This is a genomic window from Paeniglutamicibacter sp. GQ140, assembly GCF_059759235.1.
Genome location: NZ_JCAXDW010000004.1, coordinates 26,296 through 51,261, shown reverse-complemented (window position 1 = coordinate 51,261; position 24,966 = coordinate 26,296). Strand labels below are relative to the sequence as shown.

Annotated in this window: 21 protein-coding genes; 15 read left to right on the top strand and 6 right to left on the bottom strand. The window is 67.7% G+C overall.

Annotated elements, in window-relative coordinates:
- Positions 1-200: 200 nt before the first annotated feature.
- From AC6CHY_RS06900 to AC6CHY_RS06885, 4 genes are all read left to right on the top strand, one after another.
- Positions 201-797 (top strand): ATP-dependent Clp protease proteolytic subunit, encoded by a 597-nt coding sequence (locus tag AC6CHY_RS06900; protein ID WP_217388261.1) that lies wholly within the window; start codon positions 201-203, stop codon positions 795-797.
- A 45-nt stretch (positions 798-842) separates the two neighbouring features.
- On the top strand, positions 843-1,505 hold the full coding sequence (locus AC6CHY_RS06895) for an ATP-dependent Clp protease proteolytic subunit (RefSeq protein ID WP_217387790.1): 663 nt from the start codon (positions 843-845) through the stop codon (positions 1,503-1,505).
- A 165-nt stretch (positions 1,506-1,670) separates the two neighbouring features.
- Entirely contained in the window at positions 1,671-2,963 is a 1,293-nt protein-coding gene (clpX, locus tag AC6CHY_RS06890; RefSeq protein WP_217387791.1) for an ATP-dependent Clp protease ATP-binding subunit ClpX, read from the top strand.
- Positions 2,964-3,048: 85 nt separating this feature from the next.
- The gene (locus AC6CHY_RS06885) at positions 3,049-3,696 is read left to right on the top strand and encodes a mycothiol-dependent nitroreductase Rv2466c family protein (protein ID WP_498226253.1); all 648 of its coding nucleotides are present in this window, start codon (positions 3,049-3,051) and stop codon (positions 3,694-3,696) included.
- A gap of 423 nt (positions 3,697-4,119) precedes the next feature.
- Here AC6CHY_RS06885 and valS read toward each other — a convergent pair whose 3' ends face one another.
- The 6 genes from valS to AC6CHY_RS06855 form a co-directional block, all read right to left on the bottom strand.
- Positions 4,120-6,747 (bottom strand): valine--tRNA ligase, encoded by a 2,628-nt coding sequence (valS, locus tag AC6CHY_RS06880; protein WP_498226251.1) that lies wholly within the window; start codon positions 6,745-6,747, stop codon positions 4,120-4,122.
- Between the two features lie 113 nt (positions 6,748-6,860).
- Positions 6,861-8,549, bottom strand: a complete 1,689-nt coding sequence (locus tag AC6CHY_RS06875; protein ID WP_498226249.1) for a glycoside hydrolase family 13 protein — start codon at positions 8,547-8,549, stop codon at positions 6,861-6,863.
- Complete coding sequence (locus AC6CHY_RS06870; RefSeq protein WP_217388262.1) at positions 8,549-9,379, bottom strand: carbohydrate ABC transporter permease; 831 nt, start codon at positions 9,377-9,379, stop codon at positions 8,549-8,551. Before AC6CHY_RS06870 ends, AC6CHY_RS06875 begins: the two co-directional genes overlap by 1 nt.
- A 71-nt stretch (positions 9,380-9,450) precedes the next feature.
- Positions 9,451-10,365: a carbohydrate ABC transporter permease gene (locus AC6CHY_RS06865; RefSeq protein WP_254455836.1), complete on the bottom strand. Its 915-nt coding sequence runs from the start codon at positions 10,363-10,365 to the stop codon at positions 9,451-9,453.
- A 2-nt stretch (positions 10,366-10,367) separates the two neighbouring features.
- The gene (locus tag AC6CHY_RS06860; RefSeq protein ID WP_217387795.1) at positions 10,368-11,663 is read right to left on the bottom strand and encodes an ABC transporter substrate-binding protein; all 1,296 of its coding nucleotides are present in this window, start codon (positions 11,661-11,663) and stop codon (positions 10,368-10,370) included.
- Between the two features lie 9 nt (positions 11,664-11,672).
- Complete coding sequence (locus AC6CHY_RS06855) at positions 11,673-13,820, bottom strand: alpha-galactosidase (protein ID WP_217387796.1); 2,148 nt, start codon at positions 13,818-13,820, stop codon at positions 11,673-11,675.
- 138 nt (positions 13,821-13,958) lie between these two features.
- Between AC6CHY_RS06855 and AC6CHY_RS06850 the strand changes: the two genes are divergently transcribed.
- The 11 genes from AC6CHY_RS06850 to AC6CHY_RS06800 all read left to right on the top strand — a co-directional run bounded on the left by AC6CHY_RS06850 (position 13,959) and on the right by AC6CHY_RS06800 (position 24,910).
- Positions 13,959-15,155 carry an ROK family transcriptional regulator gene (locus AC6CHY_RS06850; RefSeq protein ID WP_254455837.1) on the top strand — a complete coding sequence of 399 codons (1,197 nt, stop codon included), beginning with the start codon at positions 13,959-13,961 and terminating at the stop codon, positions 15,153-15,155.
- A gap of 106 nt (positions 15,156-15,261) precedes the next feature.
- Positions 15,262-15,627, top strand: coding sequence for a DUF488 domain-containing protein (locus tag AC6CHY_RS06845; RefSeq protein ID WP_217387797.1), 366 nt, complete (start codon positions 15,262-15,264; stop codon positions 15,625-15,627).
- 91 nt (positions 15,628-15,718) lie between these two features.
- Positions 15,719-16,489, top strand: a complete 771-nt coding sequence (locus AC6CHY_RS06840) for an SDR family oxidoreductase (protein WP_498226246.1) — start codon at positions 15,719-15,721, stop codon at positions 16,487-16,489.
- Positions 16,486-17,226 (top strand): sirohydrochlorin chelatase, encoded by a 741-nt coding sequence (locus AC6CHY_RS06835; protein WP_498226244.1) that lies wholly within the window; start codon positions 16,486-16,488, stop codon positions 17,224-17,226. Before AC6CHY_RS06840 ends, AC6CHY_RS06835 begins: the two co-directional genes overlap by 4 nt.
- 76 nt (positions 17,227-17,302) lie before the next feature.
- Complete coding sequence (locus tag AC6CHY_RS06830) at positions 17,303-19,018, top strand: nitrite/sulfite reductase (protein ID WP_498226242.1); 1,716 nt, start codon at positions 17,303-17,305, stop codon at positions 19,016-19,018.
- Positions 19,015-19,737, top strand: a complete 723-nt coding sequence (locus tag AC6CHY_RS06825) for a phosphoadenylyl-sulfate reductase (protein WP_217387800.1) — start codon at positions 19,015-19,017, stop codon at positions 19,735-19,737. The genes AC6CHY_RS06830 and AC6CHY_RS06825 overlap by 4 nt, the downstream gene beginning before the upstream one ends.
- A 47-nt stretch (positions 19,738-19,784) precedes the next feature.
- Positions 19,785-20,708 carry a sulfate adenylyltransferase subunit CysD gene (cysD, locus tag AC6CHY_RS06820; RefSeq protein WP_498226241.1) on the top strand — a complete coding sequence of 308 codons (924 nt, stop codon included), beginning with the start codon at positions 19,785-19,787 and terminating at the stop codon, positions 20,706-20,708.
- A complete protein-coding gene (locus AC6CHY_RS06815) occupies positions 20,708-22,087 on the top strand; it encodes a sulfate adenylyltransferase subunit 1 (protein ID WP_498226239.1) in 1,380 nt (459 codons plus the stop codon). The genes cysD and AC6CHY_RS06815 overlap by 1 nt, the downstream gene beginning before the upstream one ends.
- A gap of 81 nt (positions 22,088-22,168) precedes the next feature.
- Entirely contained in the window at positions 22,169-23,299 is a 1,131-nt protein-coding gene (locus AC6CHY_RS06810; RefSeq protein ID WP_498226237.1) for an ABC transporter substrate-binding protein, read from the top strand.
- Positions 23,296-24,018 carry an ABC transporter ATP-binding protein gene (locus AC6CHY_RS06805; protein ID WP_498226235.1) on the top strand — a complete coding sequence of 241 codons (723 nt, stop codon included), beginning with the start codon at positions 23,296-23,298 and terminating at the stop codon, positions 24,016-24,018. Before AC6CHY_RS06810 ends, AC6CHY_RS06805 begins: the two co-directional genes overlap by 4 nt.
- Entirely contained in the window at positions 24,008-24,910 is a 903-nt protein-coding gene (locus tag AC6CHY_RS06800) for an ABC transporter permease (RefSeq protein ID WP_498226233.1), read from the top strand. The genes AC6CHY_RS06805 and AC6CHY_RS06800 overlap by 11 nt, the downstream gene beginning before the upstream one ends.
- Positions 24,911-24,966: the final 56 nt, after the last annotated feature.

Sequence of the window (24,966 nt, the reverse complement as noted above, 5' to 3'; positions counted from 1 at the left end):
CCCCGGTTTTAAGCCCATGGCGATGGCAGCCCCGCGCACCATGCGCCGACAGCGAACAGCTGCCCCTGCACCGCCAAAGTCACTGGCCAAGGCAGTAATGTTCAAGGAAGTAAAGAGCCGGTGGCCCGACGGACAGAACATCGGGGCTCGGCATCACGGAGAGGTATCAGAACATGTCCAGTGACTCCCGCACTCCCACGATGGCTTCGGTAGATCCGGCCAATCGCGAGGACTACATCTACAATCGACTCCTCAAGGAGCGGATCATTTGGCTCGGCTCGGAAGTCCGAGACGACAACGCCAACGCGATTTGCTCGCAGCTGCTCCTGCTCTCCGCGGAAGACCCGGAGAAGGACATCTACCTGTACATCAACTCCCCGGGCGGATCCATCACCGCCGGCATGGCGATCTACGACACCATCCAGTACATCCCCAACGATGTCGTCACCGTCGCCACCGGCCTGGCCGCTTCCATGGGCCAGTTCCTGCTCTCCTCGGGCACCCCGGGCAAGCGCTACGCCACCCCGAACGCCCGCATCCTGATGCACCAGCCCTCCGGCGGCATCGGCGGCACCGCCTCGGACATCCGGATCCAGGCCGAACTGATCCTCCACATGAAGAAGGTCATGAGCGAGCTGACCGCTCAGCAGACCGGCCAGACCGTTGAGACCATCCTCAAGGACAACGAGCGCGACAAGTGGTTCACCGCCACCGAAGGCCTCGAATACGGCTTCTTCGACCACATCGCCCAGTCCTCCGGCATCGTCTCCGGTGGCGGCGGGGTTGCAGCAAAGTAACGCGACGGAACCCCGGCAGACCTAACTTATTTCCCAGGAGATACGATGAATTTCACCCCGCATGCCACCTCCGGCGAAATGCCCTCGGCACGCTACATCCTTCCGCAGTTCGAGGAGCGCACCCCGTACGGGTTCAAGCGCCAGGACCCCTACGCGAAGTTGTTCGAAGACCGCATCATCTTCCTTGGTGCCCAGGTCGACGACGCCTCCGCAGACGACGTCATGGCCCAGCTGCTCGTCCTGGAGTCCATGGACCCCGAGCGCGACATCACCCTGTACATCAACTCGCCAGGCGGTTCGTTCACCGCGATGACGGCCATCTACGACACGATGCAGTTCGTCCGCCCCGAGATCCAGACCGTCTGCCTGGGCCAGGCCGCCAGCGCCGCCGCGGTGCTGCTGGCCGGCGGCACCCCGGGCAAGCGCCTGGCGCTTCCCAACGCACGCGTGCTGATCCACCAGCCCGCCATGGGCGGCGGCGAACGCGGCACCGCGAGCGACCTGCAGATCCAGGCCGAGGAAGTCATGCGCATGCGTGCCTGGCTCGAGACCACCCTGGCAGGGCACAGCAACAAGACCGCGGAAGAGGTCGGCAACGACATCGAACGCGACCTGTACATGACCGCCGCCGAGGCCAAGACCTACGGCCTGATCGACGAGGTCCTGACCCCGCGCAAGATCAAGTCCCAGGGCAGCATCACCCGCTAGGTGCGGGACACGGCGGGCGGGCGGCTTCCGCGGGGCGCGAAACATGCGCACCACGGGCCGCCCGTTCGCCCATTCTGACGGCGCTCTGTCATAGAGTTAAGGCAGTTCAGCATTTCCGGTTCTCTCGGGCCGGTCTTACCGGTACCAGATAAGGGGACCAATACGATGGCACGCATGGGTGAAGGGTCTGATCTGCTCAAGTGTTCCTTCTGTGGCAAGAGCCAGAAGCAGGTTCGCAAGCTGATCGCCGGCCACGGCGTCTACATCTGCACCGAGTGCATCGAACTCTGCAACGAGATCATCGAGGAAGAGCTCGCCGAGGTCGAAGAGGGCGTTGACTTCGAACTGCCCAAGCCGAAGGAAATCTTCGACTCCCTGCAGGAATACGTCATCGGCCAGGAAGGCGCCAAGCGCTCGCTGGCGGTGGCCGTCTACAACCACTACAAGCGCATCCAGGGCGGCGCGGCGGCCAAGTCCGTTTCGGCACTTTCCGACGCCAACTCCCTCGACGAGGTCGAGGTCGCCAAGTCCAACATCCTGCTGATCGGGCCCACCGGCTGCGGCAAGACCTACCTGGCCCAGACGCTGGCCCGGCGGCTCAACGTTCCCTTCGCCGTCGCCGACGCCACGTCGTTGACCGAGGCCGGCTACGTGGGCGAGGACGTCGAGAACATCCTGCTCAAGCTCATCCAGGCGGCGGACTACGACGTCAAGAGGGCCGAACAGGGGATCATCTACATCGATGAGATCGACAAGATCTCTCGCAAGAGCGAGAACCCCTCGATCACCAGGGACGTCTCGGGCGAGGGAGTCCAGCAGGCCCTGTTGAAGATTCTTGAGGGCACCGTCGCCGCGGTGCCGCCGCAGGGCGGACGCAAGCACCCGCACCAGGAATTCATCCAGTTGGACACCACCAACGTGCTGTTCATCGTCGCGGGCGCCTTTGCCGGACTCGAGGAGATCATTTCCTCCCGTGCCGGGCGCAAGGGAATTGGCTTCGGCGCACCGCTGTCGGCGCTGAAGTCCGAGGCCGCCTCGTATTCGGACGTGCGCCCGGAGGACCTGCTGAAGTTCGGGCTCATCCCGGAATTCATCGGCAGGCTCCCGGTGATCAGCACCGTGGAAAAGCTTGACCGCGAGTCCTTGATCAAGATCCTGTCCGAACCCAAGAACGCGCTGATCAAGCAATACCAAAAGATGTTCCGCATGGACGGCGTCGAGCTGACCTTTGAACTGGGTGCCCTGGAAGCCATTGCCGACCTCGCCCTGGCCCGCGACACCGGAGCCCGGGGACTGCGCGCGATCCTGGAGGAAACCCTCAGCGCCACCATGTTCGAAATGCCGAGCCGCGACGACGTCGCCGAGGTCGTCATCACGGCCGATGTGGTGCTCAATGGGGCCGAACCGTCCCTGATCTCCGCGCAGGTCGTCGACAAGCGCGGGAAGAAAACCGCCTAGCAATTACGTTGTAAACCCCGGGTCCGGCCCCACGGGGAAGCCCGGGGCTCGACCACCCATGTCATCCAATCGAAGGAGTAGTACGTTGTCCGAGAAGACTCACGTTGATTTCTGGTTTGACCCGGTCTGCCCCTTCGCCTGGGCGACCTCCCGCTGGGTCCTGGAGGTCGAGAAGGTGCGCGACATCGAGGTGGCGTGGCATGTCATGTCGCTTTCCGTGCTCAACGACGGCCGCGAGGGCCTGAGCGACCACTACCGTGAATTTGTGGCCAAGGGCTGGGGACCTGTGCGCGTCCTGATCGCTGCCGCGCAGAAGCACGGCGACGCGGTACTCGGCGATCTCTACACCGCCATGGGCGAGCTGCTGCACTACGAAAAGGTCGAGGACTACAGCGAGGTCATTTCCCGTGCACTGGCCAAGGTCGGCCTCGAACCGGAGTTGGCCGACGCGGCCACCGGCACCGAGCATGACCAGGCACTCAAGGCCAGCCACGAGAACGGGATCTCCCAGGTCGGACAGGATGTCGGCACCCCGGTGATGGCCCTGAACGGCACCGCATTCTTCGGACCTGTCATCACCCGCGTCCCGGTGGGCGAGGAAGCCGGCAAGCTCTTTGACGCCGCCGTCACCCTGGCCTCCTTCCCGTACTTCTTCGAAATCAAGCGGAGCCGGACCGAGAGCCCGCAGTTCGACGTCCCGGCCAGCGAACAGGAAAGCCTGTCAAGGGCCTAAATATCCAATAAATGAACCAAGGGGCCGGAGCAAACCACAAAGTTTGCTTCGGCCCCTTGCTGGTTCGCAGGGCGGAGCGTATAAAAGTAATACGCATCACTACCGGAATGATGCCGAACAAAAACCGAATTCGCGGTGACGAGCTATTGGAATCTCTTCTAGCTCGGCTGCAGCAGCGAAGCAGCAAGACCCACGCAACGAGGATTTTGTCCGGTTCTCTAAATCAACGCTGTACGAGAACCATCACCGAGTCGAAGCCCCTCCGACATTAGTTTGTCAGCCGAAGGGGCTTCCCCTCTGTCTGCCGCCTGGTGCGATGCCGGAAGAGGGGACGGTCCCGGTTGAAAAAGACGAGGGCGCCGTGCCCCACCCCGCGGGGTGGGGCACGGCGCCCTCGTTGCCGGGACCCCCGGCACCTGGAAGCTAGGCCTGGACGGTGTCCTCGGCCGGTGCCAGCACCACGTCACTGACCGTCAGGTCGCCGTCGACGGCAACCAGGCTCATGTCCTTGGCGTTGCCGGCTGCCAGCAGGTCGCCCAGTCCGCTGCGCAGCAGCTCCAAGGTGGCCTCGGGCGCGGAGATCACGCCGGAGAGCACCGCGGTGCGCTGCTTGACCTTGGCCTCGGACTTGGCCTTGCGGATTCCCGAGAGCGCCTCGCCGACGATCGGCAGCACCGCGGTGTTGGCACCTTCGATGGCGCCGGCCAAGTGGGCGGAGCCGGGCCACGGAGCGCGGTGCACCGAGCCGGCGCGCCACCAGCCCCAGACCTCTTCGGTGGCGAAGGGCAGGAACGGGGCAAAGAGGCGCAGGACCGAATCCAGCGTGGTGGCCAGGGTGGCAAGCACCGAGGCCTGCTCCTCGTCGCCGCGGGCACCGTAGGCACGGTCCTTGATCAATTCGACGTAGTCGTCGGTGAACGACCAGAAGAACGACTCGGTGATGTCCAGTGCACGTGCGTAGTCATAGGCGTCGAAGGCGCGGGAGGCGTCGTCGATGACCTGCGACAGGCGGGCCAGCAGCGACTTGTCCAGGCCGTTGGTGACCACCGAGGCATCGCCGGAAATGACGTTGGCCTCGGTGGCGCCCAGGTTCAGCACGAACTTGGAGGCGTTGAGGATCTTGATCGCCAGGCGGCGGCCGATCTTCATCTGGTTGATCTCGTACGCGGTGTCGGCACCCAGCTTGGCGCTGGCCGCCCAGTAGCGCACGGCGTCGGATCCGAAGTCGTTGAGCACGTCGGTGGGGACCACCACGTTGCCCTTGGACTTGGACATCTTCTTGCGGTCCGGATCCAGGATCCAGCCGGAGATCGCCGCGTGCTTCCACGGGGCGACATCGTGCAGCGCGTCGGCGCGCACGGCCGAGGAGAACAGCCAGGTGCGGATGATGTCGTGGCCCTGCGGGCGCAGGTCGAACGGGAAGACCTTGTTGAAGAAGTCCTCGTCGCGGGACCAGCGGCCGACGATCTGCGGGGTCAGCGAGCTGGTGGCCCAGGTGTCGAGCACATCGGCATCGCCCACGAAGCCGCCGGCCTCGTTGCGCTGGGACTCCTCGTAGCCCGGGGCCACGTCTGCCGCGGGATCGACCGGCAGCATCTCATCGGTCGGCAGGATCGGGTTCTCGTAGTCCGGTTCCCCTGCCGCGTCCAGCGGGTACCAGACCGGCACGGGAACGCCGAAGAAGCGCTGGCGGGAGACCAGCCAGTCGCCGTTCAGGCCCGAGATCCAGTTCTCGTAGCGCGAGCGCATGAAGGCGGGGTGGAATTCGATCTGCTCGCCGCGCTTGATCAAACGCTCGCGGCGCTCCTCGTCGCGCCCGCCGTTGCGGATGTACCACTGGCGGGAGGAGACGATCTCCAGGGGCTTGTCGCCCTTTTCGAAGAAGTTCACCGGGTGGCTGATCTTCTTCGGTTCCCCGTCGAGCAGGTTCGCGGCGGCCAGCAGCTCGACGACGCCCTCCTTGGCGGAGAACACGGTCTTGCCGGCGATCTGCGCGTAGGCCTCGGCGCCTGCCGGCGTGGTGATCCACTCCGGGGTCTCGGCGATGACGCGGCCGTCGCGGCCGATGATGGCGCGGGTCGGCAGCTGCAGTTCGCGCCACCAGGTCACGTCGTTCAAGTCGCCGAAGGTGCAGACCATCGCGATGCCCGAGCCCTTGTCCATCTTGGCCAGCGCGTGCGGGTAGACCGTGACGGGCACATCGAAGAGCGGGGAGGTGACGGTCTTGCCGAAGAGCGGCTTGTAGCGCTCGTCGTCCGGGTTTGCGACCAGGCCGGCACAGGCGGCCAGCAGCTCGGGACGGGTGGTCTCGATGAAGACCTGGGTGCCGTCCTCGGCGGTGAACGGGTAGCGGTAGTACGCGCCGGGCATTTCCCGGTCCTCGAGCTCGGCCTGCGCCACCGCGGTGCGGAAGGTGACGTCCCACAGCGTGGGCGCCTCGGCCATGTACGCGTCGCCGGCTGCCAGGTTGGCCAGGAAGGCGCGCTGGGAGACCGAGCGGGAAACGTCGTCGATGGTGCGGTAGGTCAGGTCCCAGTCGACGGACAGGCCCAGGGTGGAGAAGAGGTGCTCGAAGACCTTCTCGTCCTCGACGGCCAGTTCCTCGCAGAGCTCGATGAAGTTCTTGCGGGACACGACGTCCCAGTCGCGCTGGTTCTTCGCCGGGGTCGCCGGGGGGCGGTAGCCCTCGACGTAGGCGTACGTGGGGTCGCAGCGCACGCCGTAGTAGTTCTGCACGCGGCGCTCGGTGGGCAGGCCGTTGTCGTCCCAGCCCATCGGGTAGAACACGTTCTTGCCGCGCATGCGCTGGTAGCGGGCCAGCACGTCGGTCTGGGTGTAGGAGAACATGTGTCCCACGTGCAGCGAGCCCGAGGCCGTCGGCGGGGGAGTGTCGATCGAGTAGACCTGCTCGCGCGTGGTCTCTGCGTTGAATTTGTAGGTGCCTTGCTCGCGCCAGCGGGCGCCAAGGCGTTCCTCCAGGCCCTCAAGAACGGGCTTGTCCGGAACGGAAACGATGACGGGCGTGTCTGTGCCCAAGGTGTCTTCTGCCATGTTGACCATTCTCCCATGAGCGCGGGCATTCCCCCCAGTCGGGCCCGGTTGATGCGCGCCACAGGGAGGCCGGGGGCGCACGCCACGATGCCGCGTGCGCCCCGGGCCCGGGACTACGGTGCGAACCAGAGCGTGGTTTCCCCCGGGACCAGCGCGGGCGGCACGGGCGGCGCACCGCTGGCCACGACGATCCTTTCCGCGTCCAGTCCCTCGGGCAGCGCCGCCGGCGTGGCGCCGAAGTTGGTGAGCACCTCCCACCCGTTGGGCCGGCGGTAGTGCGCGAGCGTGGCATCGGGTGCCGATACCCAGTGGAGGGACTCGGTGGTTTGCAGCGTGCGGCGCCATGCCAGGGCGCTGCGATAGAACTCCAGGGTGGAGTCCTTCACCCCGTCCTGGGCGTTGACGGCGTGGTCGGCAAACCAGTCGGGCTGGGGCAGCCACGGCGGGCCGCCGAAGCCCAGGTGCTCTTCCTGCGCATTCCAGGGCAACGGCACGCGGCAGCCGTCGCGGCCCTTGACCCTGTTCCCGGTGCGGAACCAGGTGGGATCCCGCAGTGCGTCCAGGGGCAGGTCCGCGGCCTCCAGGAGGCCAAGTTCCTCGCCTTGGTAGAGGTAGGCGGAGCCCGGCAGGCCCAGCATGAACAGCGTCGCCGCGCGGGCCCGTCGCAGCCCGCGCGCCGGATCGGTTGCGGGTTCCTTGCCGCCGGAGAGCAGCCACGCATCCTGGGCAGCGGCGTCGGTGCCGTCGGGCAGGGAGTAGCGCGAGGCATGGCGCACCACGTCGTGGTTGGAGAACACCCAGGTGGAGGATGCGCCGGAGGCTTCGGCCTCCTCCAGGCACCGCGCCACGATGTCGCGGAACGCGGCGGCCGCAAAGGGGGCCTGCAACAGATCGAAGTTGAAGGCCTGCCCCAGACCGGTGGGCCGGGCGTAGCGCAGGCGCCGGTCGGTGAAGGGAACCCAGGCCTCGGCCACGGCAATGCGCGGCGGGTCGTATTCGTTGAGCACCGAACGCCAGCCCGCATAGATCTCGTGGACCTCGTCGCGGTCAAAGAGCACGTCGCTGCCGTCATCGACGATGATTTCCAGCGAGGGCTTGGAGCGCAGCGGATGTGCCATGTCCTTGACCAGCGCATGCGCCACGTCGACGCGGAAGCCGTCCACGCCGCGGTCCGCCCAGAAGCGCAGCGTGGTGTGGAAGTCCTCGCGGACCTCCGGGTTGTCCCAGTTCAGGTCCGGCTGTTCGGAGGCGAAGAGGTGCAGGTACCACTGCCCCGGCGCCCCGGCGTTTTCCCCGGCGGCTTCGGTGACACGGGTCCAGGCCGGTCCGCCGAAATGCGAAGGCCAGTCCGAGGGCGGGAGTTCGCCGTTTTCGCCCAGCCCGTCGCGGAAGTGGTAGCGGGCCCGCTCGGGGGAGCCCGGAGCCGCTGCCAGGGCGGCGGTGAACCATTCGTGGCGGTTGGAGGAGTGGTTGGGCACCACATCGGCGATGACCTTGATGTTTGCGGCATGGGCGGCCGCGACCAGGGCGTCGAAGTCCTTCAGCGTTCCCAGGCGCGGGTCCACGTTGCGGTAGTCATCGACGTCGTACCCGCCGTCGGCCAGGGCGGAGGGGTAGAACGGGGAGAGCCAGATCGCGTCGATGCCCAGGTTCGCGAGGTAGCCCATGCGCGAGGTCACCCCCGGCAGGTCGCCCACCCCGTCACCCGAGGCGTCGGCGAAGCTGCGCGGATAGACCTGGTAGACGGCGGCCTGGCGCCACCAATTGGCATCGAGTGCGGTGGTTTCAGCGTGCTCGTTCATTATTTGATGGATCCTCTCATGACACCGGAAATAACCCAGCGTTGTGCAAATAGGTAGACCAGCAGAAGTGGTGCCATCGCCATCAGGTACGAGGCGAATGCGGTGGAATAGTCGGTGTTGAACTGGCTCTGGAAGACGTACTGGACCAGGGGGAGGGTGCGGGTGGTCGGATCGGAAAGAATCACCAGGGGTAGCAGGAAGTCGTTCCAGGCCCAGAGGCAGGTCAGGATTCCCACCGTCGCATTCATGGGCGTCAACAACGGGAAGATGACCTTCCAGAAGGTGGTCCAGTGGCTGGCCCCGTCCATGATGGCCGCCTCCTCGAGTTCCGGGGGGATCGACTTGATGAATGCCGTGTAGACGAAGATGTTGAAGCTCAGCCCGTAGACCGTGTAGAGAAGGAACAGCCCGACCGGGTTGTCCAGGCCCAACAGTGCGGTTTCCTTGGTCACCGGCAGCATGATGATGGGGAACGGGACAAAGAGCGCGGCGATGAAGAAATAGTAGAGGGCCTTGAAGAATGGCCGATTCATGTTGCGTGCGATGGCGTAGGCAACCATGGAATTGGTGATGATCGTCAGGACCACGGCCGAGGCCGTCACGATTCCGGAGACCAGCAGGGCGTTGGGGAAGTTGGTGAGTTCCCAGGCCTTGGTGAAGTTCTCGGGGTGGATACTGGTGGGCAGCTCGAATCCGGTTCCGCCGAGCTGGTCCGAAGACTTCAACGCGGTGACCACGGTGAAGTACAACGGGATGAGGACAGTCAGCGAAAGCACTGCCACCAGGGCGGTGAGCGGAACATTGACGTTGGAAATTCTTCGCTTCTCCACCGGACCGTGCGGCGGAGTGGATCCGGAATCCTGTTCGCCGCTCACGGACTGCTTGGTTATGGGTTGTGTGCTCACGAGAAATCGGCCTCCTTGCGTTGTAGGGTCCGCATCTGCAGCAGCGAAAGGACCACGATGACGATCAGGTAAACAACCGAGTTGGCCATTTGGTAGCCGTATTCCCCACCTTGGAATCCGCCCCGGTAGATGACCATGGCCACCGATTCAGTGCTGGTGCCCGGTCCGCCGCCTGTCAGTGCAACGATCTGGTCAAAGGCCTGCAGCAGGCCCTTGAGTGCGAGCACCATGTTGATGGTGAAGAACGCGGAAATCATGGGAAAGGTGATGGAGGTGAATTGCCGCCAGTGCGACGCCCCATCGAGGCTTGCAGCCTCGTAGAGTTCCGCGGGGACCGTTTGCAGTCCTGCCAGGTAGATGATCACGCTAAAGGCGATCGACTGCCAGGCCGTCACCCCGACGATGCCCAACCACGCAAGATCGGGGTTGGTGAGAATAGAGGAGGAAAGCCACTCGATACCCAGCGCCTGGCCAATGAGCGGCAGGTTGTTGGAGAGCAGGTAGTTGAAGACGTAGCCGACGATCAGCACCGAAAGCACGTTCGGGATGAAGAAGATCCCGCGGAACGCGGTCTGGAACTTGATTTTCGCATTCAGCAACAGGGCAATGAAAAGGGCGCCGACGTTCACCACGATCGTGGTGGTCGTGGCGAAGAGGAAGGTGAACGCGTACGAGGAGAGAATCCTGTCGTCCCTGAACAAATTCACGTAGTTCCCGAAGCCGACAAAATTCCATTCGCCGTATCCCGCGTAGTTGGTGAAGCTATAGAAGATGCCGGTCAGCGCCGGAATGGTGTGAAGTACGACGAAGAGCAGGAGGGCAGGGATCACCATCCAGTAGAACGTTCGATTCACTGTTTCGCTGCGCAGTTTGTTCCTTGCGGGGCCCGCGGCGAGGCGTGGTGCGCCCATGGTCATTCCCCTTTCTTCGTTGAGGTGCGGGCGGCGGCCTTCGCAAATTCGCGGTCCGCCCGGTCGAGGAATGCGGCCGTGTCGCCGTCAAGCATGAACTGCTGCAGCATTGCCGTGAACGGAATGCTGGTGGGTACCTGGTGGTCGAAGTAGCCGATCACCCTGCCCTGATCGAAAATTTCCTGGACTCCGGCCAGGGCCGGATCCGTGATTGGCCCGGCATCCGTCAGCGGCACGAGTGCGGACTGTCCCGCGGCGTATTTTTTCATCGCCTCGCTGCTCATCAGGAACTCTATGAACGCCGCGGCTTCCTTCGGATGCTTGGTGTCCCGTCCCATCGCCAACGTGACGTCGACACCCGTGACCAGGGTTGTGTCGGCCGGGTCGTTGGTGGTCGGGTAGGGGAACGACGCGATCCTTGCCTCGGGGTTTGCGGCCCGGATAGCGGGAATCGCGAAGCTGCCCTGGAGGTACATGGCCGATTTTCCCGCGGCAAAGGCGGCGTTCCCGTCGCTGTAGCCGTCGCTGTCTGCACCGGGCTGGCGGTAGCCGAAGAGCTGCTTGAGCTTCTCGGCGGCCTCCACCCCGTCCGCGGCGAAACTATGTGTCCCTGTCTGCGGGCTCCACGAGGAGGAGCGGATATCTTCGAAGAATCCAGCCGGTTTGAGATTTCCGGCAAGGTTCACATAGGTGGGCAGGACCGTCCATGCATCCTTGAGCGTCAGGTGGAACGGTGCCACCCCGTTGTCCTTGAAGGTGTCCGCCGCGGCAATGAGCTCATCCCAGGTACGTGGAACCTCGACGTTGTATTTGGCGAAGATGTCGGGGTTGTAGAGGATCGCGCTGGCGTTGTTTGCAAAGGGCAGGCCGTTGGTCTCGCTGCCGTGGCAGGTTCCCAAGGAGTTCAGGATTTCCTGGACCTCGGGTTTGACCCGGGAGGCGGAGGGAAAGGCCGATAGGTCAGCGAACACGCAGGACCCAGCCAGGTCCGCGAAATTCCCGTTGCCGTTGAGCGTGAGCACGTCGGGGGTTTTGCCCTTGACGAGCAGTGTGCGGATGGCGGTATCCGGGTCGGGAACGGCATTGATGACCACGTCTACATCCGGATTCTGGGCTTCGAATTCGGCGACAAGGGCCTTGAATTCGGTGACGGCCTCGGGTTTGAACTGAAAGAAGTCCAACGTCACGCGGCCCTCGCCGGCCGGGGCGCAGGCAGCCAACGAGGCTCCGAGTGCCACCGTCAGGAAGGCGCCGGCGAGGCATCGCCAGGTGCTCGGGCGGGGTTTTTCGTTGTTCACGGTTGCTCCTTAGCCGTCGGTCCGGTCAAGCATGATCAGTACCGATTGCTCGGGGAACAGGACGGGCGACTGCAGGCCCATCGTTCCCAGGGTGGCACCACTGAGGACGTGCGGGGTTTGTGTCCAGGAAAGCGCTGACTGGCCATTGCCCACCGCATCATTCAGCGGTTCGCTCAGTCGCACCCGATACCTGGCCGCGGGGTTCAAGCCAGGCAGGGTGAAACGTCCGGCGGGGTAGGTGAGCGAGGCCTCCCGCAGCGTGAAGGCGAAGACTGCCCGCGTGGCATCGGCGGCAACCACGCCCCGGATGTCGATGGCGGCATCGGGATGATCAGCGTGGACGCTGTCCCCGCTGTGGAAGAGGGCTCGATTTTCCTTGTGGAAGTCCACCCACTGCGCGAGCTCGGCGCTCAGGGAATCGTCGATCCGGGCGATGTTCCATTCAATCCCAAAGTGGCCGAAGATCGCGGTGCGTGCCATGAACCCCAGGTCGTGCCTGCGCCCGGTGGAGTGGGAACGGGGCCCGCCGATATGGGCACCCATGAGTTCGTAGGGGATCAGCAGGTTGGTGTTTTCCTGGTTGTCCAGCCGCTCGATCGGATCGATGCAATCGGAGGTCCAGATGCGGTCGGTGTGTTCGAGGATGCCCAGGTCGACGCGGGCGCCACCGGATGCGCAGCTTTCAATTTCAAGTCCCGGGTGCCGGGCCTTGAGCTCGGCGAGCAGCCGGTAGAGCGCAAGCGTGGTTTCGCGGACCGCGGCGGTTCCGCTGTGCGCGTGGGACGCTTCGAGCAGGTCGCGGTTGTGGTCCCACTTGATGTAGCCGATGGGGTACTTCGTGAGCAGGCTGTCGAGGCGTTCCAGGAGGTACGCGTAGCAATCGGGATGCGAAAGGTTGAGGACCTGTTGCTGGCGCGCGGCCACCGGCCAGCGGCCGGCCGTGTGCAGGATCCAGTCGGGGTGGTTGCGTGCCAGGTCGCTGTCCGGATTCACCATTTCGGGTTCGAACCAAAGCCCGAATTCCAGGCCGAGCCCGGTCACGTGGTCGATGAGCGGGGACAGTCCGTGGGGCCAAACGCCCGGGTCGACAAACCAGTCGCCGAGTCCGGCGGTGTCGTCGCGGCGGCCATTGAACCAGCCGTCGTCGAGTACGAAGCGTTCGACGCCCACGGTGGCTGCCTTGTCGGCAAGGTCCTTGAGGGTCTGCAGGTCGTGGTCGAAGTACACGGCCTCCCAGGTGTTGAGGGTGACGGGGCGTGGCCTTCGCGGGTGCTGGGGCCGGCCCCGCAGGTCCTTGTGGAATCGGGCAGAGAGCTGGTCCGTTCCATGCCCCCAGGAGCCGAGCGCCCACGGGGTGCTGTAGCTGCTCCCCGGTTCCAAGGTGAGTTCCCCGGGCAGCAGCAGTTCCCCGGCGGTGATGAAGTTGTCGGAGGTGATGGTTCGCTCGGCGCTTAGCCGGTGGTTGCCGCTCCACGCCAGGTGGACGCCGTGGACAAGGCCCGAGCGGTGTCCGAACTGCGTCTCCCCGGCCAGCATCAATAGGCTGGCGTCGGCGCCGGGCCGGCCGCGACGAGATTCCCTCACGTGCGAGCCGACCGTCAGGGGTCGGCGCTGGGCGCTGCGTTCCTTGAGGTGGCGACCGGTGCTGTCCTGGATCGTGGTTGCGGTGTGCGGCAGCGGGAACACGGTGGAGAGCCTGTTGACCAGGTAGGCACCGGGACCGGAGTTTGTCAGCGTGTGGCGCTGGGAGAGCACTCCGTTGGCACTGAGCCGAAGCTCGGTGACCAATTCGAGGCCGGCGTCGGGGTCATCGGCGCTGATGGACAGGGCGTGTTCGTCGGACCGGATTCTGCTGGTGGCCAGGGCGGTGGCCCATGACCGGGAGGTGCGGTGTCCCTCGAGTGCAGGAGAGTGCTGCCATCCGAAGCGTTCCTGGGGGAAGATGCCCAACCGGGCAGGTTGGTCGATCCCGCCGGAGACGCGTTGGGGACGTGCTGCGCTGGCAAGATCCCGCAGTTCGTTTTCATCGAGCTCACCGGTGTCCGGGCCCCAGTGGATGATCGTTGGCATCCCGGCGGTGGTTGCATCGATGATGACGGAGGTGCCACCGCGGTGGAGCTGGTGGTACGGCGCGAAGGGGTGGTCTGTCGTGGTCATCTATTATTTTTACTCCAAAACTAATGAGTGTGTCAAGCACCACACAACCAGGCGAAAAGTGGGTATTTGATCGCCCGCGCCTAGATCCTTTGGCGGGTTGAGTCGATATTTATGACCGAAATGAAATAAACTGGTCGCATGTCACCCGAAGCCATGACGAGCAGCGACTCAATCGCCACACGCAACCAGCCCGCTGGGCAGTCGGCCGACCGGATTCCGTTGCTCAGTGAACCGGAATTGGAAGTGGCCAGGGCCATTCTGATCCATGGCCCCAGCTCCAGGGGGGAGCTCTCCCAGCGGCTGAATCTCAGTGCAGCCAGCCTGACCCGGCTGAGCAAGCCATTGCTGGATGCGGGAATCGTGAGCGAAAGCGAGCTGGTCCTCAATGGAAGCGTGGGGCGCCCCGTCCGGTTGCTCGATATCCGGCAGGAGGCCACCTTCTTCGTTGGCATCAAGATCACCGGCCAGTTGGCGCAAGGGGTGCTCACCGACCTGCGCGCCAAATCTCGGGTAAGCGCCACGCGTGACCTGCCAACCCGCGAGGTCGCGGACGTGCTTGAGGTCCTGGTGGAGCTGATCGGCGATCTCCGCGAGCGGGCCGGCCAGCAAATATCGGGGGTGGGCATCTCCCTCGGCGGCCAGATATCCGACGGGATGGCCATCGAACGGGCACCGTTCCTGGGCTGGCGCAATGTCCCGCTTGGAGACCTGTTGCATCAACGCACGGGCCTGCCGGTCCTGGTCGAAAACGACGTGACGGCACTCGTTGCCGCCGAACAGTGGTTCGGCGTGGGGCGCGAGGCGGCGAATTTCGCTGTGGTCACCATCGGCGCGGGCGTCGGGTACGGATTGGCCATTCACCGGCAGGTGGTGCGTGGCCGGGATGCAGGTTTGGGCCTGGGCGGACATTTCCCGCTCGATCCCAACGGCCCCCTGTGTATGGAGGGGCACCGCGGTTGCTCCACGGCGATGCTTACGATCCCCAGCATCTGTGCGCAGATTTCCACCGCCCTGCTTCGCGAAGTCGGCTACGGGGAGGCGTTTGCGCTGGCCGCTGCGGGGAACAAGGTGGCCCACTCGGTGCTTCAAGCTGCTGCGCTGGCACTCGGGCGGTTCCTTGCCGCCGCAGCGAACCTGACCATGGTCAATGTGGTGGTCCTGGGCGGGGAAGGCATCGAACTGTTCAGCAGGTTCGAGCAGACCGTACGCAGTGCACTTGCCGCGGATAGGGACCCCGAGGCATCCGAGGTGCGGATTGCGGTCCTTTCCCCGGAGTTCGATCAATGGGCAAGAGGTGCGGCGGCGGTAGCGATCCAAAAATACGCCTTCGCCTAGTGTCACGAAACCGAAACCACCACGGCCCGGTCCGCGCAACGCACCGGGCCGGATGCGACCAGCCGACTCTCTGGAAGAATTGCCGATTTGGTCCTAGGGTCTTGGGATGGGTACTTTTCGATTGCTGCGCGCCTACGAGCCCGCCGATGGCGGCTATCGGATCCTAGTTGACCGCCTGTGGCCACGCGGACTCGGCAAGGAGCGGGCGGCGCTCGATGACTGGGCCAAGGACGTCGCCCCCTCCACCGAGCTGCGCGTCGCCTTCAGCCACAAGGCCGAGCGTTTCACCGAGTTCACCGACCACTACCGCCACGAGCTGGAGGCCGGGTCCGCCGCCGCGGGGGCGCAACGGCTGCTGGGCATCGCGCGGGAACACCAGGACGTGGTGCTGCTCTACGCGGCCCGCGACACCGTGCACAACCACGCGGTGGTGCTCCTCGATTTCCTGCGCGAGGCGCAGCAGGGGACCTAGGCCGGGACGGGCAACCGGGACCGGTGCCTCCCCGCGCCACGAACCGACATGGCGCTTGGGGGCCGGCCGACCTGCTGGATAGGCTTTGGTCATGTCATCACAGAATCCAGTCATCCAGCACGCAGCCGTCGTCACCGGGGCCTCCAGCGGCATCGGGGAGGCCACCGTCCGCGCCCTGACCGCCTCCGGATGGAAGGTCTACGCGGTTGCCCGCCGCGCCGAGCGGCTTGCGGCGCTCGCCGGGGAAACCGGCGCCGTGCCGGTTCCCGCGGACGTCACCGACGACGCCCAGGTCGCCGCCCTGCTGGCGGCCGTCGAGGCCGGCGGAGGCATCGACACGCTGATCAACATCGCCGGCGGCGCCCGCGGCGCCGACTACCTGGCCGAGGCCAAGAACGAGGACTGGGACTTCATGCTCCAGGCCAACGTCATGGGCACGATGAAGATGACCCGCGCGTTCCTGCCGATGCTCCGCGCCCACGGCGAGGGCACCGTGCTCAACCTGACCTCGACCGCCGGGCTGGTCAGCTACGAGGGCGGGTCCGGCTACAACGCAGCCAAGGCGGCGCAGCGCGCACTCACCCAGGCGCTGCGGCTGGAGGAGGTGGAGCACAACGTGCGGGTCATCGAGGTGCTCCCGGGCCTGGTGCACACCGAGGAATTTGCGCTGCGCCGCATGGGCGGGGACCGCGAGTTGGCCCAAAAGCCCTACGCCGGGGTGGCCAGGCCGCTGACCGCGGAGGACATCGCCGACGTCGTTTCCTACGCCGTCAACGCCCCGCACCACGTGAACCTCGACGAGATCGTCGTCCGCCCGGTGGCGCAGGCCGCGGCCCACAAACTGATCCGCGGCCAGGCGTGAGCGGCACCGCCGGCGGCCCGGGGCCGGGGCGGCTGCACGTGGTTGCCTGCGCCCACGGCACCGACAATCCCCACGGGCGGCGGCTCGTCGACGGGTTGCGCGACGACCTTGCCGTGCAGCTCGCGGCCGACGGCATCGATGCGGCCGTCCACGAGGCCTACGTCGACGTGCAGGAACCCCGGCTGGGAGCGGTGCTTGCCGCACTGCCTCCCGGCGAGGAAGCCATCGTGGCACCCCTGCTGCTCTCCGAGGGCTTCCACAGCCGCGTGGACATCGCCGATGCCGCGGCCGCGCGCCCGCACACCGGCGTGAGCGCACCGGTGGGCCCGGACCCGCGACTGGCCGCGGTGCTGGCCCGCCGGCTGGCCGAGGCAGGGCACCGGCCCGGGGACGCGGTGGTGCTCGCCGCGGCGGGCACCCGCGTCGAGGCCGGAGCACTGCAGGCGGCCCGGATGGCCGGGCTGCTCGCCGCAGAACTGGGCCAGGAGGTCGCGGTGGCCTATTGCTCGGCAGCCGCGCCGTCGGTGCCCGAGGCCGTGGCCGCGGCCCGCGCCGCGGGGGCCCGCCGGGTGGGCGTCGCCAGCTTCCTGCTGGCCCCGGGGTTCTTCCACGACCGGCTGGCCGGAAGCGGCGCCGACTATGTGTCGGGGGCGCTGCTCCCGGGCGTCACAATCGCGAAATGTGTCGCCGGAAGACTCTCAGAGGCCCTGTCCGCGGGGTCCGCCGACACCGAATAGGTCGCCGCGTTACGGCGTGACGCCGCGGGTCGGTGGCGTTGGCGGGCCGCCGCGGACCCGCCCTAGTGTCGAAGCCATGACACAGGCAACCGACACCCCGGCACGCACCCGGCCCGCCCGCCCGGCGGCCAAGCCGCACGGACAGTGGAAGATCGACGGGCCCGCCCCGCTGAACGCCAACGAGGCGTTCAAGGCGGACGACAACGGGCTGAACGTGCGCGAGCGCATCGAAACCGTCTACGCCCGCGGCGGCTTCGACTCCATCGACCCCACCGACCTGCACGGCCGCTTCCGCTGGTGGGGCCTCTACACCCAGCGCAAGCCCGGCATCGACGGCGGGCGCACCGCCACCCTGGAGCCGCACGAGCTCGAGGACCGCTACTTCATGCTCCGCGTGCGCATCGACGGCGGCACCCTTTCCACCGACCAGCTGCGCACCATCGGGGGGATCTCCCGCGACTTCGCCCGGGACACCGCGGACGTGACCGACCGGCAGAACATCCAGCTGCACTGGATCGATGTGGTGGACGTGCCGGAGATCTGGCGTCGGCTCGAGGCCGTGGGCCTGGACACCACCGAGGCCTGCGGGGACGTGCCCCGTGTCATCCTCGGCTCCCCGGTGGCGGGCATCGCGAAGGACGAGATCCTGGACCCGACCCCGGTCATCGCCGAGATCCGTGAGCGCTTCATCGGGGATCCCGAACTGGCGAACCTGCCGCGCAAGTTCAAGACGGCCATCTCCGGTCACCCGTCCCAGGACGTGGTGCACGAGATCAACGACATCGCGCTCATCGCCGCCATTCACCCCGAGCTCGGACCCGGCTACGACCTGTGGGTCGGCGGCGGACTGTCAACCAACGCCCGGCTGGCCGAGCGGCTTGGTACATTTATCCGCCCCGAGATCGCCGCGGACGTGTGGCTGGGGGTCGTGTCGATCTTCCGCGACTACGGGTACCGGCGTTTGCGCAACAAGGCGCGGCTGAAGTTCCTGATGGCCGACTGGGGACCCGCGCGCTTCCGCGAAGTGCTGGAAACCGAGTACCTGGGCTACGCACTGCCCGACGGGCCGGTGCCGGATGCTCCCACCACGCCGGGGGACCACGTGGGGATCCACGAGCAGAAGGACGGACGCTTCTACATCGGCGCCAGCCCGAACGCCGGCCGTCTCTCCGGCACGCTGCTGCTGGAACTGGCCGACCTGCTGGAGCGCCACGGCTCCAGGCGCTTGCGCACCACCCCGCACCAAAAGCTGCTGGCCCTGGACATCCCGGGTGAGTCGGTGGCCGCCGCAGCCGCGGAGCTTGATGCCCTGGGTCTGGCCACGGCTCCCTCGATCTTCCGCCGCTCCGCGATCGCCTGCACCGGCATCGAGTTCTGCAAGCTGGCGATCGTTGACACCAAGGACACCACCATCGCGGCTGTGGCCGAACTCGAGGCACGCTTCGCCGCCAAATCGGCGGTGCGGCTGCCCGCGGCCCTGAGCCTGCACGTGAACGGCTGCCCGAACTCCTGCGCCCGGATCCAGACCGCCGACATCGGGCTCAAGGGCCAGCTGCTGCCAGATGGCAACGGCGGGCAGACCCCCGGATTCCAGGTCCACCTGGGCGGGGGACTTGCCTCCAGCGAACGCGGGGAGGCGGGGCTTGGCCGCACCGTGCGTGGACTCAAGGTCACCGCGCAGGAGCTGCCCGACTACATCGAGCGGGTACTGGAAAACTACTCGGCCGGTTCCCAGGACGGCGAATCCTTCGCCACCTGGTCACACCGCGCCGCGGATGAGGACGTTGTATGAACGCCGCCGACCTAAAGACCGCTGACAGCGTGGCCGCTGACCGCGCGCTGGCCGAGGCCGGCGCCGCCGAGCTGGGCCTTGACGCCTCCGCCACCGAGGTCATCGCCTGGGTGGCGGCGAACTTCTCCGTTGCGGAGGTAGCGGTCGCCTGCTCGATGGCCGACGCCGTGTTGCCGGCGGTCGTCGCCGAACAGCTGCCCGGTGTCGACGTGCTCTTCCTGGAGACCGGCTACCACTTCGCCGAAACCCACGCGACCCGCAACGAGGTCGCGGCCTCCCTGGACGTGCGGATCGTCGACGTCCTGCCCGTGCGCACGGTCGAGGAGCAGGACGCCGAGTACGGGCCCAGGCTGCACGAGCGCGACCCGGGCACCTGCTGCCGGCTGCGCAAGATGGAACCGCTGGCCCGGGCGCTCTCCGGCTACCGGCTCTGGTTCACCGGGGTCCGCCGCGAGGAGGCCCCCACCCGCACCAACACCCCGCTGATCACCTGGGATGCGGCGCACGGACTGATCAAGGTCAACCCGCTGGCCGGCTGGAGCTTCGACGAGCTGATTTCCCACGCCACCACGCACAGCGTCCCGGTGAACCTGCTGCTCTCCAACGGCTACCCCTCGATCGGCTGCGCCCCCTGCACCCGGCCGGTGGCCGAGGGCGAGGACCCGCGGGCAGGCCGCTGGGCCGGGGTCGCCAAGACCGAATGCGGCATCCACCAATGAGCCTCGCCCGCACCCCCTACCACTTCCCACCCACGAAGGAGCCAGAGATGAGCATCACCGCACCGGAGATCACGGCACCGTCCGTCGACGTGCTGGACGCGTTGGAGGCCGAATCCATCCACATTCTGCGCGAAGTCGTTGCCGAGTTCGAACGCCCCGCCATGCTGTTTTCCGGCGGCAAGGACTCGGTGGTCATGCTGCACCTGGCCACCAAGGCCTTCTGGCCCGGGGTTGTCCCCTTCCCGGTGCTGCACGTGGACACCGGGCACAACTTCGACGAGGTCATCGAGTTCCGGGACGCCACGGTCCGCGAGCTGGGGCTGCGCCTGGAGGTGGCACGCGTGCAGGACTACATCGACGACGGCCGGCTCACCGAGCGTGCCGACGGGACCCGCAACCCGCTGCAGACCACCCCGCTGCTCGACGCCATCGAGGCCAACAGGTTCGACGTGCTCTTTGGCGGCGGGCGCCGCGACGAGGACAAGGCGCGGGCCAAGGAACGCATCCTCTCGCTGCGCGACGAGTTCGGGCAGTGGGACCCGCGCAACCAGCGCCCCGAACTGTGGAACCTGTACAACGGGCGCCACACCCCGGGCCAGCACGTCCGCGCCTTCCCCATCAGCAACTGGACCGAGCTGGACATCTGGCGCTACATCGAGCGCGAGAACATCGCGCTGCCCCCGCTCTACTACGCCCATCAGCGCGAGGTCTTCGAGCACTCCGGCATGTGGCGGGCCGTCGGCGCATTCAGCCGGCCCGGGGACGGGGTGCCCACGGTGCGCCGCACCGTGCGCTACCGCACCGTGGGGGACATGTCCTGCACCGGGGCGGTGCTCTCCGAGGCCGACACGGTCGCGAAGGTCATCGCCGAGGTCGCCACCACCACCATCACCGAACGCGGGGCCACCCGCGCGGACGACCGCATCTCCGAGGCGGCCATGGAAGACCGCAAGAAGGACGGGTATTTCTAATGAGCACCACGAACCTGGACACCGCCGCGGACACCGCCGCGGACACCGCCGCGCCGCAGCTCGGCCGACGCGGGCTCTTCCGCTTCGCCACCGCCGGCTCGGTGGACGACGGCAAGTCGACACTCGTTGGCCGGCTGCTCCACGACGCGAAGGTGGTCCTCGCCGACACCCTCGAGACCCTGGCCCGCACCTCCGCCGCCACCGGCTTCGGCGGCGGGGACGGCACCCTGGATTTGGCGCTGCTCACCGACGGGCTGCGCGCCGAACGCGAACAGGGCATCACCATCGACGTGGCCTACCGCTACTTCTCCACCGGGGAGCGCTCCTTCGTGCTCGCCGACTGCCCCGGACACGTGCAGTACACCCGCAACACCGTCACCGGCGCCTCCACCGCCGATGCCGCCATCGTGCTCATCGACGCCCGCAAGGGGGTGCTGGAGCAGACCCGCCGGCACCTGGGCGTGATCGGCCTGCTGCGCGTGCCCAACGTGGTCATCGCGGTGAACAAGATCGACCTGATCGACTACGACGCCGGGCGCTTCGCGGACATCGCCGCCGACGTGGCCGCGGTGGCCGCGGGCCTGGGGCTGCCGGTGCCGCACACCCTGCCGGTCTCCGCGCTGGTCGGGGACAACGTGGTGGAGCGCTCCGCGCGCACCCCCTGGTACACCGGGGAAACGTTGCTGGGGTTGCTCGAGTCGCTGCCCACGCGCGATGAGGCACAGGCCATCGCCGAGGACTTCCGCTTCCCGGTCCAGCTGGTGCTGCGCCCCCAGGGTGCGCTGGCCCCGGGGCTGGCGGCGGAGGAGTTCCGCGACTACCGCGCCTACGCCGGGGCCATCACCGAGGGCTCGATCGCCGTGGGGGACGCCGTCACCATCGCCTCCCCGGGGGCGCCGCGCCGGGACACCACCGTCACCGCGATCGATGCCGCCGGGGTCCGGCTGGATTCCGCCGCGGCGCCGGCCTCGGTGGCGCTGCGGCTTGCCGACGAGCTGGACATCGCCCGCGGGGACACCATCGCGGCGGCCGGCACGCTGCCGGACTCCTCGGCTGACCTGTCCGCCCGGCTGTGCTGGCTCTCGCCCAAAACGCTGCACCCCGGCGCGAGCGTGCTCATCAAGCACGGGACCGCGACGGTGCGGGCGAAGGTCACCGCCATCGAGGGCCGGCTGGACCTGGAGGACTTCGGGCTGCTGCCCGCCGCCGGGCTGGAACTGAACGACATCGGCGCGGTGGCACTGCGGCTGGCCGGCGAACTGCCCACCGAGCCCTACGCCCGCCACCACCGCACCGGGGCGTTCCTGGTCATCGACCCGCAGGACGGCAACACGCTGGCCGCCGGGCTCATCGGCGACCGGCCCGCGACCGCCGGCTAGCGCCGCCGGTCCGCACCGCCGCACCCCGCTTTTCGCCCACCCCGCTCCCGCACCACATCGACAACGAAGGACACCTGCGCCATGGACACCATCCGGTACACCGCCGCCGGGCCGCACCGCGGCCCCGGCCGGCGTGCCCTGCTCGCCGGCGGCACCGGGCTGCTGGGCCTGCTGGTGCTCGGGGCCGCCGCCACCACCACGGTGCCGCGGCCCGGGTCGGCGGGCGCCGCGCCGGCCTCTGGCGCGCCCGCCCTGCGGCTGGGCTTCTTCGCCAATCTCACGCACGCCCCGGCGCTCGTGGGCACCGCCAGGGGCCTGTTCGCCCGCGAGCTGGAGGGCTCGGGCACCACGCTGGAAACGAGCATCTTCGGGGCCGGCCCCGCCGCCGTCGAGGCGCTGAACGCCGGGGCCATCGACGCCGCCTACCTGGGGCCCAACCCGGCGATCGCGGCGTTCACCTCCAGCGGCGGGCGCGGGCTGCGCGTGGTGGCCGGGGCCGCGGCGGGAGGGGCCCAGCTGGTGGTCCGCGCCGGGATCGCCGACGCCGCAGCCCTGCGCGGGGCGACGCTGGCCACCCCGCAGCTCGGCGGCACCCAGGACGTCGCCCTGCGCACCTGGCTCGCGGCCCGGGGGCTGGAAACCGACCTGCGCGGCGGGGAGGTGGCGATCACCCCCACCGCCAATGCGCAGACGCTGGAGCTCTTCCGCTCCGGGGCCATCGACGGCGCCTGGCTGCCCGAGCCATGGTCCTCCCGGCTGGTGCTGGAGGCCGGCGCGCGCGTGCTGGTGGACGAAGCCGAGTTGTGGGACGGGAAGGACACCGGCGCGCCGGGCAAATTCCCCACCACGGTCCTCGCCGTCTCCCCGGACTTCGCCGCCCGCCACCGGGAAACCGTCGACGCGCTGCTGCGCGGCCACCTTGCCGCGCTGGACTGGATCAACACCGCGGCCCGGCCCGAGGTGCTCACGACGCTGAACAAGCAGCTGGCCGCCGGCGCCGGTGCCGCGCTGGAGCCCGCCGTGCTGGAACGCGCGCTGGGAAATCTGTCCTTCACGGCCGACCCGCTGGCAGGCGCCTACCCGCGGCTGCAGGCCAACGCCGTCGCCGCATCGCTGGCCGAGCCCGCAGGCCTCGACGGGCTGGTGGACACCTCGTTCCTGGAAGCGGCCCGGACCGCACGCGCCGATGGCGGAGCGGGGGCGGGGGCATGAGCATCGTCATCGAGAACCTCTCCAAGGACTACGGCGCCGCGCCGGTGCTCTCCGGCATCAGCACCACAATCGCGACGGGCGAGTTCGTGGCGGTGCTCGGCGCCTCGGGCTGCGGCAAGTCCACGCTGCTGAACGTGATCGCCGGGCTCGAACCGCCCACGGCCGGATCCGTCAGCGTCCCGGCGGGAGGTGCCGCCTTCATGTTCCAGGACGCCGCGCTGCTGCCCTGGCTCACCGCCCGCGCCAACATCGAGCTCGCCCTGGAACTGCGCGGCATCCCGCGCGCCGAACGCCGGGAACGGGCCGACGGTCTGCTGGAGCTGGTCCACCTCTCCGATGCCGGGGCCAAGCGCCCGCACGAGCTTTCCGGCGGCATGCGCCAGCGCGCCTCGCTGGCCCGCGCGCTCGGGCAGGACAGGCCGGTGCTGCTGATGGACGAGCCGTTTGCGGCGCTGGATGCGATCACCCGCGACCTGCTGCACGACGAGCTGGAACGGCTATGGCGCGCCCACCGGCGCACCGTGGTGTTCGTGACGCACAACGTCCGCGAGGCCGTGCGGCTGGGCCAGCGCGTGCTGCTGCTCTCCTCCCGCCCCGGGCGCGTTGCCGCCCAATGGCAGATCGACGCATCGGTGCGCAGCGACCCGGCCGCGGCCGCGGCACTGACCCAAGACATCACCGCCCGGCTACGCGAGGAGATCCGCCACCATGCCCACTAGCGCCACCGCGACCGTCGAAAACCGGATCGAGGGCACCGTCGAGGACCTGAGGGAACTCGAGGCCGGCCTGGACCACCTGCAGGAGGGCCCCGCGGCCCCGCGGCGGCCCGCCGCCACGCGGGTGCTGCTGCCGCTGGGCACGCTGCTGGCCCTGCTGAGCCTGTGGCAACTGGTTGCCTGGTTCGCCTCCCCGCGCGTGGACCTGGTCCCGGGCCCCGGCGAGGTCCTGGGCGCCGCCGCGACGCTGGCCGCCGACGGCAGGCTGGCCGAGGCCGTGGCGACCTCGCTGCAGCGCGGCGTGCTCGGCTTCCTGCTGGCACTGGCCATCGGCACCCCGCTGGGGCTGCTGCTCTCGGCCTCCGCCGTGCTGCGCCGCGGGATCGGCCCGCTGGTCTCCGGCCTGCAGGTGCTGCCCAGCGTCGCCTGGGTGCCGGCGGCCATCATCTGGTTCGGCCTCACCGACGCCACCGTCTACTTCGTGGTCGTCATGGGCGCCACCCCGTCGATCATCAACGGGTTGCTCTCCGGCGTGGACACCGTCCCGCCGCAATACCGGCGGCTCGGCACGGTGCTCGGCGCCTCCCGCGCCCAGGGCCTGCTGCGCATCGTGCTGCCGGCGGCGCTGCCCGGCTACCTGGCCGGGCTCAAGCAGGGCTGGGCGTTTTCCTGGCGCTCGCTGATGGCGGCGGAGATCATCGCCGTCGGCGGGTCGATCGGCTTCGGCCTGGGTTCGCTGCTGCAGCAGGGCCGGGACCTGTCCTCGATGGCGGTGGTCTGCTGCGCGATCCTGGCCATCCTGGTCGTCGGCATCGTGATCGAGCTGCTGGTCTTCGCCCCGCTGGAGCGCAGGCTGCTGCGCCGCCGCGGCCTGGCCCCGGGGGCCGGGCGATGAGCCGGCGGCAATCCCCCCACCCGCACCACCCCACCGCACGCACCACCCCACCCACC